15 protein-coding genes and 1 pseudogene are annotated in these 13,982 nt (G+C 63.1%); 15 read left to right on the top strand and 1 reads right to left on the bottom strand.

What is annotated here, in order from left to right; translation table 11 throughout:
* The first annotated feature begins 119 nt into the window (after window positions 1–119).
* Together QMC81_03290 and QMC81_03295 are read left to right on the top strand one after the other, a co-directional pair.
* A complete protein-coding gene (locus QMC81_03290) occupies window positions 120–1,004 on the top strand; it encodes a hypothetical protein (GenBank protein MDI6906504.1) in 885 nt (294 codons plus the stop codon).
* Between the two features lie 498 nt (window positions 1,005–1,502).
* Window positions 1,503–2,900, top strand: coding sequence for a radical SAM protein (locus QMC81_03295; protein MDI6906505.1), 1,398 nt, complete (start codon window positions 1,503–1,505; stop codon window positions 2,898–2,900).
* A 113-nt stretch (window positions 2,901–3,013) separates the two neighbouring features.
* Here the strand turns inward: QMC81_03295 and QMC81_03300 are convergent, their stop codons facing one another.
* Complete coding sequence (locus tag QMC81_03300) at window positions 3,014–3,238, bottom strand: zinc ribbon domain-containing protein (GenBank protein ID MDI6906506.1); 225 nt, start codon at window positions 3,236–3,238, stop codon at window positions 3,014–3,016.
* A gap of 156 nt (window positions 3,239–3,394) precedes the next feature.
* On the opposite strand from QMC81_03300, the gene QMC81_03305 reads away from it, so the two are divergent.
* From QMC81_03305 to QMC81_03365, 13 genes and pseudogenes are all read left to right on the top strand, one after another.
* Window positions 3,395–4,963 carry an MBL fold metallo-hydrolase gene (locus QMC81_03305; GenBank protein ID MDI6906507.1) on the top strand — a complete coding sequence of 523 codons (1,569 nt, stop codon included), beginning with the start codon at window positions 3,395–3,397 and terminating at the stop codon, window positions 4,961–4,963.
* 2 nt (window positions 4,964–4,965) lie between these two features.
* Entirely contained in the window at window positions 4,966–5,790 is an 825-nt protein-coding gene (gene pgeF, locus QMC81_03310) for a peptidoglycan editing factor PgeF (GenBank protein ID MDI6906508.1), read from the top strand.
* Window positions 5,791–5,796: 6 nt separating this feature from the next.
* Window positions 5,797–6,483 (top strand): response regulator transcription factor, encoded by a 687-nt coding sequence (locus QMC81_03315; GenBank protein ID MDI6906509.1) that lies wholly within the window; start codon window positions 5,797–5,799, stop codon window positions 6,481–6,483.
* A gap of 21 nt (window positions 6,484–6,504) precedes the next feature.
* Entirely contained in the window at window positions 6,505–7,848 is a 1,344-nt protein-coding gene (locus QMC81_03320) for an ATP-binding protein (GenBank protein MDI6906510.1), read from the top strand.
* Between the two features lie 69 nt (window positions 7,849–7,917).
* Window positions 7,918–8,673 (top strand): phosphate ABC transporter ATP-binding protein PstB, encoded by a 756-nt coding sequence (gene pstB / locus QMC81_03325; GenBank protein MDI6906511.1) that lies wholly within the window; start codon window positions 7,918–7,920, stop codon window positions 8,671–8,673.
* Window positions 8,674–8,779: 106 nt separating this feature from the next.
* On the top strand, window positions 8,780–9,442 hold the full coding sequence (phoU, locus tag QMC81_03330; GenBank protein ID MDI6906512.1) for a phosphate signaling complex protein PhoU: 663 nt from the start codon (window positions 8,780–8,782) through the stop codon (window positions 9,440–9,442).
* Window positions 9,443–9,560: 118 nt separating this feature from the next.
* Entirely contained in the window at window positions 9,561–10,418 is an 858-nt protein-coding gene (locus QMC81_03335; protein ID MDI6906513.1) for an HlyD family efflux transporter periplasmic adaptor subunit, read from the top strand.
* Between the two features lies 1 nt (window position 10,419).
* Entirely contained in the window at window positions 10,420–11,142 is a 723-nt protein-coding gene (locus QMC81_03340; GenBank protein MDI6906514.1) for a YggS family pyridoxal phosphate-dependent enzyme, read from the top strand.
* Complete coding sequence (locus tag QMC81_03345) at window positions 11,135–11,584, top strand: cell division protein SepF (GenBank protein MDI6906515.1); 450 nt, start codon at window positions 11,135–11,137, stop codon at window positions 11,582–11,584. Before QMC81_03340 ends, QMC81_03345 begins: the two co-directional genes overlap by 8 nt.
* Before the next feature lie 14 nt (window positions 11,585–11,598).
* Window positions 11,599–12,414: a pyrroline-5-carboxylate reductase gene (proC, locus tag QMC81_03350; protein ID MDI6906516.1), complete on the top strand. Its 816-nt coding sequence runs from the start codon at window positions 11,599–11,601 to the stop codon at window positions 12,412–12,414.
* Between the two features lie 150 nt (window positions 12,415–12,564).
* Window positions 12,565–12,828, top strand: coding sequence for a YggT family protein (locus QMC81_03355; GenBank protein ID MDI6906517.1), 264 nt, complete (start codon window positions 12,565–12,567; stop codon window positions 12,826–12,828).
* A 32-nt stretch (window positions 12,829–12,860) separates the two neighbouring features.
* Window positions 12,861–13,127 (top strand): DUF167 domain-containing protein, encoded by a 267-nt coding sequence (locus QMC81_03360; GenBank protein ID MDI6906518.1) that lies wholly within the window; start codon window positions 12,861–12,863, stop codon window positions 13,125–13,127.
* 314 nt (window positions 13,128–13,441) lie between these two features.
* A pseudogene (locus QMC81_03365) lies at window positions 13,442–13,966 on the top strand (class I tRNA ligase family protein).
* Window positions 13,967–13,982 lie beyond the last annotated feature (16 nt).

Raw genomic sequence — 13,982 nt, forward strand, 5'->3', positions numbered from 1 at the left:
GTGCAAGTCCGAGCGGGGCCTTTCTTGTTTTTCCGAGGGTCATTGCCAGGCACAGACATTAACGATAAAATTTTAGGCAGATCATTGCCGGTCAGTTGGCTGCAAAGGGAGGACGAGTTTTGCTAAAGATCTTCCAGGGGTTGATCACCCAGCCGCACCCCGCCGCGAGCGTTCAGGAAAGCTTTCCCGCGTCCGGCCTTAACCCGCCGGTGACGGACGTCAACCCTTACCTGCTGGATGCCGGCGCGCGGATCTGGGTCTGGGAGTTTTCAACCCGCCACCTGGGCTGCCTGCCGGTGGGCGAGGTCGCTTCCGGTTTCGGCGACCACCGCTACCGTGTGGTAAGCATGAACCTGCTTACCGGGCAGATGCGCCTCAAGGCGGTAACCTCGGTCCGCGGGCCCGGCCGGTCGCCGACGATGGTGCGCCTGACCCTGGCGTCGGGCCAGTCGATCGTAACCACTCCCGGCTGTCCCGTCCTGACCATCAGTGAGCGGGGGCAGATCACCACCGTCCCCGCGGTGGATGCCGAACTCGCCCTTGTTCCCCGGCGAATAGAGATGTGCTACGAGGTACGGGACAACGCCAGGCAGTTCGCCGGCATTCTTGACGTCTGCAGGGTGGACCCGGAGGCCCACGTTGAATACGGGTGGATCCGGCCCCTGGTAACGAAAGCCTGGGGCTGGGACCGCCTGGAGGGCTACCCCCGGGTGGGGGAAGAGGTAATCGAAGAGCTTCGCGCCGACATCGAGCGGCGAGCCCGAAAGATGAACGCCCACAAGCTGAGTAAAATGGACTGCCTGGATTGCCTGGTGAAGGTGGCCGATAACTTCGCCCAGAGCATCTCCCTGCTCCTAACTTTTGCCATCCTTGACCGGGTCTTCCCGGTCAGGGTGACGTCCGTTGAAACCCTGCCGGGCTCCGATGCGGTTTGGGGTTTGACGATTGAGGACAACGAGAACTTCCTGACCGCCGAGGGGGTATACCTGGGCCAGCCCGAATGACGGCGGCCGCTTGTCCGTTATCGAAAGTACAAGGAATTTCGGCGAGAAATCCCGGCTGAACGGTTATTTGTGGCCATTTGCCGTGTTAGAGCAGCTTCATCAGTTTTGACAAGTCATGCCAGCAGGATTATATAAGGAATAAGGCTGACCGGGCTAGACAGGGCTTGACCACCGTTACACCACCGCAATTAGCCGCCGGGACGAAAAACCCACCCAGGATTTCACCTTCATCCAAATCATAAACCACCGTTCCTCAACAGGGATCAGAGAGCAGCCAGCCCACACCCGGACGTATTCATGGCCGAGAAAGGGGTGATACTTGCCGGGGCTACCCGGAGGCCGCTCAGAACCCTGCCCGACCTTACCGGGCGGCGGAAGCGTCCGTGCTCTTGTACACCGTTACGGCCCACACCGTCTGACGTTATCTGCATGCGACTCTCTTCGGTACCGATTATCCTCTTCTGGAGGCGGACGATGACGGAAGGAGGATGAAATGCGGTGCTATCCCTCAAGCCAAACCTGGACTTCGCCAAGCGCTATGTAGAGGAACAGACCCTACGGCAACTCCTGGACTACATCGGCAAGGACCCGGGAAAAAACCTGCCCCGAATCGCCTCCCTAGCCCGTCTGGTGGCCAGAGCGGAGCATCACCGGAGGCACGTTGATATGATCCTGAGGCATCACCAGGAGAATCCCGTCATCCGGGATTTCATCCACCGGCTGTTCACCAGGACGCATCCCAAGGTGAAGGAGCGCCTGCTGTACAACTGGTTCATTAACGCCCAAATCATCGGCATCCCCCGGCAGAGGCAACTGTCCGAGCAACTGGGCATCAACATACCGAACTTCTTCCTTATCGACCCCACCAGCAGCTGCAACCTGGCCTGCACGGGCTGCTGGGCCGGGAGGTATGCCCCCAAGGACGTCCTGGGCTTCGAAACCCTGGATCGCCTGCTGAAGGAGGCCAAGGAGCTGGGCATCTACTGGGTGGTAATGTCGGGCGGGGAGCCCTTCAAGTACCCGCGGCTGATAGAACTCTGCTCCCGGCACAGCGACATGGCCTTCATGCTTTACACCAACGGCACGTTGATCACGGAGAAAGTGGCCGATGCCATACTAAACGCCGGTAACATGACGCCGTCCTTCAGCCTGGAGGGGTGGCGTGAGGCTACTGACGCCCGCCGCGGACCGGGGGTCTTCGACCGGGTCATGCGGGCGATGGACCTGCTGCGTGAAAGGGGCATGGTCTTCGGGGTTTCCGTAACGATCACCAGGCACAACCTCGATGAGATCGTCAGTGACGCATTTATTGATTTCTTATTGGAGAAGGGTGTGACCTACGGCTGGTCGTTCCATTACGTGCCCGTGGGACGCAACCCGGACCCCGACCTGATGATCACGCCTGAACAGCGGGCCTACCTGGCGGAACGCATACCCTACATCCGCATGCATAAGGGCCTCATGATCGCCGACTTCTGGAACGACGGGGAATTGACCGGGGGGTGCATCGCCGGCGGGCGACGCTACTTCCACATAACAGCGGCCGGGGACGTGGAGCCGTGCGCCTTCGCCCACTTCGCGATGGATAATATCAAAGAGAAGAGCCTCAAGGATGTGCTGTCCTCGCCCCTCTTCAAGGCCTACCAGAAAAGGCAGCCCTTCGCCGAGAACCTTCTGCGGCCCTGCCCCATCATCGACTGTCCCGCGGCCCTGCGGGCGATCGTGGCGGAATCGGGAGCCCGGCCGACGCACGAAGGGGCCGATGCCATCCTTTTCGGGGACCTGGCCGCCGCGCTCGACCGCCGTTCCGCCGCCTGGGCCGAAGTGGCCGACCCAATCTGGGAGGCCCGCCAGACCGCCAGGCAGCAGGCCGAGAAAAGCGCAGCCGCCGGTTGATCACAGTAAAACGGCCCGGACGTCAGCCCGGGCTTCTTATCAGGACCCCTACAAATTTCTATCCATTTCCACTTAATTTCGCCCGGGCGTCAGCCCGGGCTAATTTCTACAACTTAATGACACCCCGCGCAGCTTGAGGAATTGCACCCGCTGCAGCCGCCGCCCGCGCCGCCGGCGGGGCCCCCGTCCGTCCCGCGCGCGGCGAAGGTTGAAAGAAGCCGCTGGGGCCCGGCGGCGCCGCACTCCGGGCAGTGAATGCTTTTCGTATCGTCCCCGAGGGCGCAGAGCTTTTCGAAACGTTTGCCGCAGGCCGGGCAACGGAACTCGTAGATCGGCACGGTTATCCATCTCCCTCATGCGTTGACTTCCACCAACTAGCTTAGCCCCCCCGTGAGGGGCTGTCAAGCCGGGGCGGAAAAGGGTTCGCTTGTGACGGCGCAAACCTTTCCGTTATAATCTAGTTAATCCTAAAGTCGAGCGGGGGAGGTTTTTGTGTGTTTTTAACTTTTTACGGGGCTGCTGATACCGTAACCGGGTCCTGCTTCGTTCTCGACACCAGTTACTGCCGGATTATGGTGGACTGCGGCCTCTTCCAGGGGTCCAAAACCGTTAAGCAGCGCAACTATGATCCTTTTCCTTTCCCGCCGCGGAGCATCGATTACGTGCTGTTGACCCACGCCCATATCGACCACAGCGGCCTCATCCCGAAGCTGGTGAAACACGGGTACAACGGTCCGATTATTACCACCCGCTGCACCATGGACCTGTGCGGCGCCCTTTTGCCGGACAGCGCCCACGTACAGGAAACAGAGGTGGAAAACAAGAACCGCAAGGCGCGGCGGGCCGGGCGCCCGCTGATCCAGCCTATCTATACAGTGGATGATGCCCTGGCGGCGATGCGCTTGTTTCAGGGTGTCGGTTACGATGAAGAGGTCCAGCTCTGCCGGGGGGTCCGCGCCCGTTTCCGGGATGCGGGGCATATCCTGGGCTCGGCGCTGATCGAACTCTGGGTGCGGGACGGCGACCAGGAGACCAAGTTTGTCTTTTCCGGGGACCTGGGCAACTACGGCCGGCCCTTCGTCGAAGACCCCACCGACATCTGGGAGGCCGACTGCCTCTTGCTGGAATCCACTTACGGCGACCGCATCCATAACCCCGAGGGCCTGGATATGAAGGCCCGGTTGCGGGACGTTATCCAGCGCACCTACAAACGGGGCGGGAACGTCCTTATCCCCGCCTTCGCCGTTGAGCGCACCCAGGAACTGATCTACGACCTGTCCCTCCTCAGCAGGGCCGGCGAACTCCCGCCGGTGCAGATCTATGTGGACAGTCCCCTGGCGGCCGCGGTGACGAGGGTCTTCACCAACCACCACGAGTGTTACGACGACGAGACGCGGGAGCTGGTGGCGGCCGGGGCGGCCCCGCTTGAAATGCCGAACCTCCGGTTCTCGCAGACCGCCGAGGAATCCCGGATGCTCAACGCCACGCCGAGCGGGCTGGTGATTATCGCCGGAAGCGGAATGTGCGACGCCGGGCGTATCCGGCACCACCTGAAGCATAACCTGTGGCGGCCGGAATCGAGCGTGGTCTTCGTCGGCTACCAGGCCGAGGGCACGCTGGGGCGGCGCCTGCTGAACGGCGAGAAGGACGTGCGCATCTTCGGCGACGACATCTGTGTCCGGGCGGAAATCGTCAACATCGACGGCTTTTCCGCCCACGCCGACCAGCGCATGCTGGTCAACTGGTTAAAGAAGTTCTCTGTGCTTCCCCAGCAGTTCTTCCTCGTCCACGGCGAGCCGGCGGCCGCGCGGGCGCTCCAGGACCGGATCGTTAAGGACGTCGGCCTTCTGGGGGTTATACCCCGCTGGCAGGAGACCGTGGCCGTGCGGGGCGGGCGGCACGTGCAGGACAAGGTCCGCCAGGCCTGCGCCGGCTTCTGGGCGCGGCTGGAGAACTTCCTGGAGCAGAACCCGGACCGCGCGGTCTATGACGAGGTTATGTCGCGGCTCAATGAACTGCAGCAGCTCATCGACGAGAAAGCCGGGGGTAAAGGTGTGGCCTGAGAATGCGGGGAGATGAAAAGAAGGCGCTTTTCGCGGCGGAGTCACGTAACGGGGTGCCCCTCTACCTGCCGTTTGCCGGCCTGGAGGGCATCATCGCCGGCTTCACCACGCGGCACGGAGGTTGCAGCGAGGGCCCTTACGCCACCCTGAACCTGGGGCTGCACGTTGGTGACGAGCCGCGGCGGGTGCTGGCGAACCGGGCCACGCTGGGGGAGACGCTGGGCTACGACCCCGAAAAGGCGGTTTGCGCGGCGCAGGTCCACGGAACGCGCGTGGCGGTGGTCGGGAAAAAAGAGGCCGGAAATGGAGCGATGGCCGTGGATGACGCGCTGCCGGGGATCGACGGCCTGGTGACCACAGCGCCGGGGCTGCCCCTGCTGGCCTTTTTTGCCGACTGCGTTCCGCTCTTTCTTTACGACCCCGTGCGGCGGGCGGCGGCCCTGATCCACGCCGGCTGGCGCGGCACCGCGGGGCACATCGCCGAGACCGCCGTAAAGGTAATGAAAGAAGAGTGTGGCTGCCGCCCGGAGGACCTCTGGGCCGTTATCGGGCCGTCGATCGGCCCGTGCTGCTACCGGGTGGGGAACGAAACCGCGGCCCGCTTTGGGGAAGGCCCGTTACCGTACCTAGTGCCGGCGGACGGCGGGACCTGGCGGCTGGACCTCTGGGAGGCGAACCGCCGCCACCTTCTGGCGGCGGGCCTGGCGGAGGGCCGCATCGCCGTTGCCGGGCTGTGCACGGCTTGTCACCATGAGACCTTGTTCTCCTACCGCGCCGGCCGGGGGACCACGGGACGGATGGCGGGCCTGGTCATGCTGGAGGGGTGAAGCCGGATGGCAATGATCCTGGTCGTGGACGACGAGAAACACATCCTGGAACTGGTCCGCTACGCCCTGGAGAGGGAAGGCCACCGGGTGCTGACGGCCGGGGACGGGGTGACGGCCCTGCACCTTGCCCAGGAACGGCTCCCCGACCTGGTTATCCTGGACGTGATGCTGCCCGAGCAGGACGGCCTGGCGATATGCCGTCGTCTGCGCAACGGTCCCTCCACCGGCCGTATCCCCATCATTATGTTAAGCGCGCGGGGCCAGGAAACGGACCGGGTGCTGGGGCTGGAGACCGGGGCCGACGACTACATTACGAAACCCTTCTCGGTACGGGAACTGGCGGCCCGGGTTAAGGCCCACCTCCGCCGCAAGGCGGCGGAACCCGAAAAGGATGTCCTTACCTGCGACGGCCTGACCATTGACCCCCGGCAGTACACTATCGCTTGCGGCGGCCGGAATGTAAGCTTGACGCCCAAAGAGTTCGAACTCCTCTGGTATCTGGCGCAGCACCGAGGGCGGGTCCTGACGCGGGAGGAACTCCTGGAGAGCGTTTGGGGTTACGAATACGGCGGGGATTCACGTACCGTGGATGTCCATGTCCGCCACATCAGGCAGAAGCTGTCCGGGTTGCCGCTGGGAGACGGGCTGATTGAGACGGTCCGCGGTGTAGGCTACCGGGTACGCGAGGGGTAATAGATCAGGATGTATCAAACCTTGCAGACGAAAATCTTTACCGGCTTCATAGCGTTGGTCCTGATCCTGGGAGGGGTCTACGGCCTGACTCGCGCCGGGGTCATCCCGGAGACGGCGGGCATCGTCCTCGCGGCGCTGGTCACGGCGGCCGCCGCCTACCTGACAAGCCGCGCGGTCACCCGTCCCCTGCAGGAGGTCGCCGAGGCGGCCACCGACATCGCCGGGGGCGACCTGGAGCGCCGCATACGCTTTTCCGGCTCCGACCCGGCGGGGAAACTGGCCCAGAGCCTGAATAAGCTGGCCAACAGCCTGCGCCGCTCGCTGGTCGAGGTCACGGAAGAGCGTAACCGTATGCAGGCCATCCTGGACAGCATGGCCGACGGCATGATCGCCCTCGACGGCGAAGGGCGGGTAATGGCCCTCAACCCGGTGATGGAAAAGGTCTTCGGCATCAGCGAGGGCATTGTGCGAGGAAAGCCCCTTCTCCAGGCGGTGCGCGACTACGAGTTGGAGAGGCTGTGGCGGGAAGTCCTGCAGACGGGAAAGCCCGTAAAACAGGAACTGCGCCTTTTGACCCCGGAGCCGCGGATTTTCAGCGCCCATCTCACGCCCTTGAAGGGTGCCGAGGGCGGGGTGGTCGCCATCCTGCGTGACATTACTGAACGGCGACGCCTGGAAAGGTTACGCACGGAATTCATTGCCAACGTATCCCATGAGCTGCGGACGCCGTTAACCTCGATCCGCGGATTTGTCGAGACACTGATGGACGAGGCCGTGGACGACCCCGAGGTCGCCCGCCGCTTCCTGGGGATCATCGACCAGGAAGCGGCGCGCCTGTCGCGCCTGGTCGAAGAGATGCTCAAGCTAGGTAAGATAGAGGAGCACCAGCGTCACTTCCGCCGGGTGCCGGTGGATGTGCGCGCCCTGGTGAAGCGGGCGGCCGACGTGTTTTCCGAGCAGGCCGCGGCCCGGGGGCTGACGCTGGAGGTCGAGGTGCCTGACGAACTGCCGCTGGTGGGCGGGGAGGCGGACCTCCTTACCCAGGTGCTGGACAACCTGCTGTCCAACGCCCTGAAGTTTACCGACCGCGGGGCCATCCACCTGAAGGCCTGGAACGAGGAAGACCGGGTGATGATCGAGGTCCGCGATACCGGAATCGGCATCCCGGAAGAGGCTCTTCCCCGGATCTTCGAGCGTTTCTACCGGGTGGACCGGGCCCGCGCCGCCGGGAGGGGCGGAACCGGGCTGGGCCTGGCCATCGTCAAACATGTCGTGGAGGGGCACGGCGGGCAGGTCAGCGTCAGCAGCACGGTCGGGAAGGGGACCTCCTTTACCGTCAGGCTCCCGGCCCTGTCCCCTTCTTAATGAGGATTTAACATGGGCTTAACGCTGAACTAACAGGGTTGTGCTACAGTTCGTTGGGGAGGGACGACGATGCAGATGAAAATCGCCGTTCAGGATCTGGACCTTTACTATAAAGACTTCCAAGCTCTGCGCCATGTCAGCATTGACATCCAGGAAAACGAGATCACGGCCCTCATCGGCCCTTCGGGCTGCGGCAAGACGACCTTCCTGCGCGTACTGAACCGGATGAATGACCTCATCGAGGGCGTGCGCGTCGGGGGGAAGGTCCTGCTCGACGGCCAGGACATCTTCGCGCCGGACATGGACGTGGTTCAGCTCCGCAAGCGCGTGGGAATGGTCTTTCAGCGGCCGAACCCCTTCCCGATGAGTATATACGACAACGTGGCCTACGGCCCGCGGATTCACGGCCTGAAGAACAAGGCCCGGCTCGACGAGCTGGTCGAGCGCAGCCTGCAGGGGGCCGCTCTCTGGGACGAGGTCAAGGACCGGCTGCGCAGGTCCGCCCTGGGCCTCTCGGGCGGGCAGCAGCAGCGGCTGTGCATCGCGCGCCTGCTCGCCGTGGAGCCGGAGGTAGTGCTCATGGATGAGCCCACCTCGGCCCTCGACCCGGTTTCCACCCTCAAGATCGAAGAACTACTCCAGGAACTGAAGCATAAGTACACTATCGTCATCGTTACCCATAACATGCAGCAGGCGGCCCGGGTATCGGATACCACGGCCTTTTTCCTGTCCGGGGACCTGGTGGAATACGGGCGTACGGAGGTCATCTTCACCAAGCCGCGTGACAGGCGCACCGAGGATTATATAACCGGGCGTTTCGGTTGATATTTCCTATTGTCGTTTATGGGGGGATATGGTAAGGTTAGTTACATATATCACAAGAGAAAAAACGAGAATTGCTCCGGCCCGACGGCCGGGGACGGGGAGAGTGATGGGATTGGCCAACCGGCAGAGCTTCGACCGGGAACTGGCTGTTCTGCAGCAAGATATCCTGCGGATGGCCAGCCTGGTGGAGCAGAACATTTATGACGCCATTGAATCCCTTATCAAGCAGGACCCGATGATCGCCAAGAAAGTGGTCATGGGTGACGACGCCATCGACGCCCTGCGCTATGAAATCGAGAACGACTGTGTCCGGTTAATCGCCACCCAGCAGCCGATGGCCCGTGACCTGCGGATCATCGTGACCGGGATTAAGATTTTGACCAACCTGGAGCGGATGGGGGACCACGCCGTGGACATCGCACGCGCGGCGATGTGCGTTTGTGGGCGGATGCCCGCCGAGGCCCTGGACCTCATTCCCAAGATGGCCCGCCTGGTTCAGCAGATGGTCAAGGACGGCCTTGACTCTTACGTCCACGCCGATACGACCAAGGCCCGCCAGCTCTGCGAGACCGATGACGAGGTTGACGAGATCTACCACCAGATTTTCCAGAACCTCATCGTGTTCATGCAGGAGAACCCGCACACCATCCCCTGCGTGGTCTATCTCCTGCTGGTGGCCCGCCACCTGGAGCGACTGGCCGATCGCGCGACGAACATCGCGGAGGATGTCATTTTCCTGGTGACGGGGGAACTGCAGGAGCTGAATTAGCGGGTGCAGGATTTACCCGGACCGCCGGCGAATAGCTTGGGTAATCCTAATCCATTAAGGTGAGCGCGTGGTTTTAACACGCCGGCGACAACGGCGTTTCGTTTTTCTTTCCGGTGTTATGGGCCTGGCCTTGGCGGCCTGGCTTGCCTGGCCGGTTGTGGCCGGCATGCTGGCGCGCGTGGAGCCGATGCGCGAGGCCGAGGCCGTTGAAGAGAAGATCATTGAGGCCCTGGTGATACGTGACGAGACGGTGGTGGCCGCCCCGGCGGAGGGGACGCTTCGTTGCTCTGTCCCCGAAGGCGAGCGGGTGAGAAAGGGGACGCCTTTCGCCTACCTCGAGACCCCAGGCCAGAAGTACGCCCTCCGCGCGCCGGTCGCAGGGGTCCTTTCTTACCGCCTCGACGGGATGGAAACGCTTCTTGACCCGGAAGACCCCTGGGCCGCCCGCGAGCTTCCACCTGCACGGGCGATTGACCGGCATGACGGTGATGTCCTGTCCGGCGGGCAACCGGTGGCACGCGTGGTGGATAACCTTGACCCGTTGATCCTGCGTGTCAGGGTGGAGCCGGGAAGCCTGCCTCCGAGCCTGGTCAAGGCCGGCGCCTCCTGGACGATGCGCGAGGAAGGGGGGACGCCCTTCGGGGCGGAGGTGGCCGGCGTTCTCCCCGACGGAACGGGGACGGTTGTAGCCTTGCGGGTCGATTCCTATCCACAACGCCTGCTCGGTGTTCGCCGGCTTTCCTGCCGGGTTATGACGCGCCGGGCAGCCGGGCTGGCCGTGCCCGAGAACGCCCTGGTTTTCCGTGAAGGGCGGCCGGGGCTTTACCTTGCGCCCAAGGGCGTGGCGCATTGGGTGCCGGTGAGGGTGGAGCATCGCCTGGGGGGACAGGCCTTTATTTCCGGTCCGGGGCTTGAGGTCGGCACCCGCTACATCGCAAATCCCCGGTGGGTACGGGAAGGAGTCCGCGCGCGCTAGAATGGCCGTTGACGTACGCGAAAACCTGGAGCGGGTGCGGGGGAAAATCGCCGAGGCCGCCGCCCGCGCGGGAAGGGATGCCCGGGAGATCACCCTGGTGGCCGTGACCAAGGGAATACCGGTGGATGTCATCAGGACGGCCTTTGAGAACGGCTGCCGGGACCTGGGCGAGAACCGGGTGCAGGAACTGCTGGTAAAGCAAAAACGCCTGGCCGGGGTTCGCTGGCACTTTATCGGGCACCTCCAGCGGAACAAAGTCCGCTCCCTCATCGAACACGTCACCCTGATCCACAGCCTCGACCGGTGGAACCTTGCCGAGGAGATCAGCCGCTGTGCGGCGGCCCGCGGCCTCGTTGTCCCGGTCCTGATACAGGTCAATGTGGCGCGGGAAACGACCAAGTACGGCGTGGAGCCCGAGGCGGCCGCCGACCTGGCCGAAGCGGCCGGCAGGCTTCCCGGCCTGTCCATCCAGGGCCTGATGACGATCGCCCCGCAGGCGGACGATCCGGAAGAAGTACGGCCGGTTTTCCGGGCCCTGAGGTCCCTTGGCCGGGAAATTGCAGGCCGGGTTCCTGGATTTTCGTTAAAATACCTTTCCATGGGAATGTCAAACGACTATACTGTGGCTATAGAGGAAGGAGCCAATCTGGTGCGCGTTGGCTCGGCCGTCTTCGGCGCCCGGAGCGCATACACTGAAAGCAGGGGGATGTTTACGGGTGGCTAAGCTGATGGATAAGGTCCTGGGGTTCATTGGCTTTGACGAAGAAGAGCCGGCTGGGGACCACAGCCAGCCTGAACGCCAGGCCGAGGAAGCACAGGAGGGTCTGTATAACGCGCCGTCGAAGAAGAAAGGGGCGGTGCTGAGCCTGCACAGTCAGCGCCAGATGCGGGTCGTAGTCACCGAGCCGCGGACCTTTGACGAGGTGCAGGAAATCGCCGACCACCTGAAAAACCGCCGGCCGGTGGTCGTGAACCTGGAAAAGGCCGAGGCCGACCTGGCCCGCCGGATCGTCGATTTCCTCATGGGCACGACCTACGGCCTGAACGGCGGACTGCAAAAGGTTGGGGCGGGCATCTTCCTTTTCGTCCCCTCGAACGTGGATATCGACGGTACGCTTAAAGGGACGGAACCCGAAAAGGGACTTTTTTCATGGATGAAACTGTAAAGGAGTAACTTAAAGTGGGTTTACAAGGGAAGAAACTGGGCCTTATCGGCGGTGGAGCCATGGGAGAGGCCCTGGCTAGAGGCGTCGTCAACGCCGGGTTGGTGGCCCCGGAGCAGGTCTGGGTCAGCGATGTCAGGGCGGAGCAGCTGGACCGCCTGGCCCGGGAGTTCGGCGTGCGGACGACAACCGATAACACCCGCGTGGCGGCCGAATGTGAAATCATCATCCTGGCGGTGAAGCCCTACATACTGGGTACCGTCCTGGACGGGCTGGCGCCGAGCCTGGGGCCGCGGCACACCCTGATCAGCATCGCGGCCGGGGTTCCCCTGTCCTTCCTTGAGGAACACACGCCGCCTGAGGTGGCCCTGATTCGGGTGATGCCCAACACCCCGTGCCTGGTGAACGAGGGGGCCAGCGCCTTCGCCCCCGGTCGGGGGGCGGGGCCCGCTCAAGCGTCTTATGCCCGGGACATCCTGGGGGCCGTGGGGCGTGTGGTGGAGGTTCCCGAGCAACTGCTTGATGCCGTCACGGGGCTCTCCGGCAGCGGGCCGGCCTACGTCTACCTGATGATCGAGGCCCTCAGCGACGGCGGGGTGCGCATGGGGCTTCCGCGGGACGTCGCGACGCTGCTGGCGGCACAGACCCTGGTCGGCGCGGCGCGGATGGTCCTGGAGACCGGAGAGCATCCCGGCCGGCTGAAGGATATGGTTACTACTCCCGGGGGAACGACGGCCGAGGGCCTGGCGGTGCTCGAAGCGGGGGCCGTGCGCGGGTGCCTGATCCGTGCCGTGGAGATGGCGACGAAGAAGTCTGTAGCTTTGCGATCGTAATTGGCACCCCGACGGGTGCGAAATTAAGTAGAAATTCATAGGGGTTGGACCCTACAAATTTCGCGAGCGCAGCGAGCTAATTACGCGTACGAAGTACGCTGATTACCGGCGCGAAGCGACCTAATTTCAGAGCCTTATTGAGGTGTGCCAATGTCCTTACTCATCCAGCTGGTTAACGTGGCCTTCCAGGTCTATTCCTGGCTTATGATCGCCCGCATCCTGCTCTCCTGGGTTCGGCACGACCCGCGCAACCCGATTATCCGCTTCATTTATGAGATAACCGAGCCTTTCCTGGGCCTTTTCCGGCGCATCATCCCGCCCATCGGCATGGTCGACATCTCGCCGATCGCCGCCTTTATCGTCCTGGATCTTATCCGGCGCTTCGTGCTTTCATTGCTCTGGAACATCTCATGAACGGGCCTCTGGTGAAAGAGGACGCGGCGGGGGTGACCTTGCACGTCCGCCTGCAGCCGCGGGCGGCACGCAACGAATTGGCCGGGCTGCACGGGGACGCGTTGAAGGTACGGGTTACCGCGCCACCGGTGGACGGGCTGGCAAACAAGGCGCTTTGCGCTTACCTGGCCGACCTTTTGGGTGTGCCCGCGGGACGGATCAGCATCCGGTCGGGCCATACCGGGCGGGACAAGCTGGTCCGGGTGGAAGGGAAGAAGGGCGCCGATGTCCTGGCCCTGCTGCGGTTGACGAGGGAATAGAGTTTCAAATATAATAAAGCGGAAATTGAAGAGGCAAGGCCGGTGAACGGGAGGAGTAGGCCACAAACCAGCCTGCAGCGAGCCCGGGGCGGTGGAAGCCGGGCGGCCAGGGGTGGCGCGAAAATCACCCGGGAGGCGCAGGACCGAAAGGCGAGTAAGTCCTGCCGGCGCGCCGCCGTTATCCGGCGTAAAGTGGGGACCGGTGCCGCCGGTCGCCCATAAGGGTGGTACCACGGGAAGATGACTCTCTCGTCCCTGCAGGATGAGAGGGTTTTTTAATTGTCCAGCGCACACCGGAGGGAGAGAGAGACACAATGGACTATGGTGCGACACTGAACCTGCCACGGACCGATTTCCCCATGCGGGCCAACCTGCCTCAGCGGGAGCCCGAGATTCTAAGGTTCTGGCAGGAGATCGGCCTGTACAGCCTGGCACAGGGCAAGAACCGGGGGCGCCCGAAGTTTATCCTGCACGACGGCCCCCCGTACGCGAACGGGCATATTCACATGGGCACCGCGATGAACAAGGTGCTCAAGGATATGGTCATCAAGTTTCACAGCATGGCCGGATACGACGCCCCGTACGTCCCCGGCTGGGACACCCACGGGCTGCCCATCGAGGTGCAGGCCATCAAGGCCTTGAAGATCCGGCGGCACGAGGTCGGCCCCCTGGAGTTCCGCCAGCGGTGCAAGGAATTCGCCCTCAAGTTCGTGGACATCCAGCGTGAGGAGTTCAAACGCCTGGGGGTGAGGGGGGATTGGGACAACCCGTATCTGACCCTGTTTCCCCATTTCGAGAGTCGCCAGATCGAGGTCTTCGGCGAGATGGCCAAGCGGGGTTAAATCTACCTTGGGA

It is taken from the genome of Thermoanaerobacterales bacterium (assembly GCA_030019475.1).
Taxonomy (GTDB): Bacteria; Bacillota; Desulfotomaculia; order Desulfotomaculales; family JASEER01; genus JASEER01.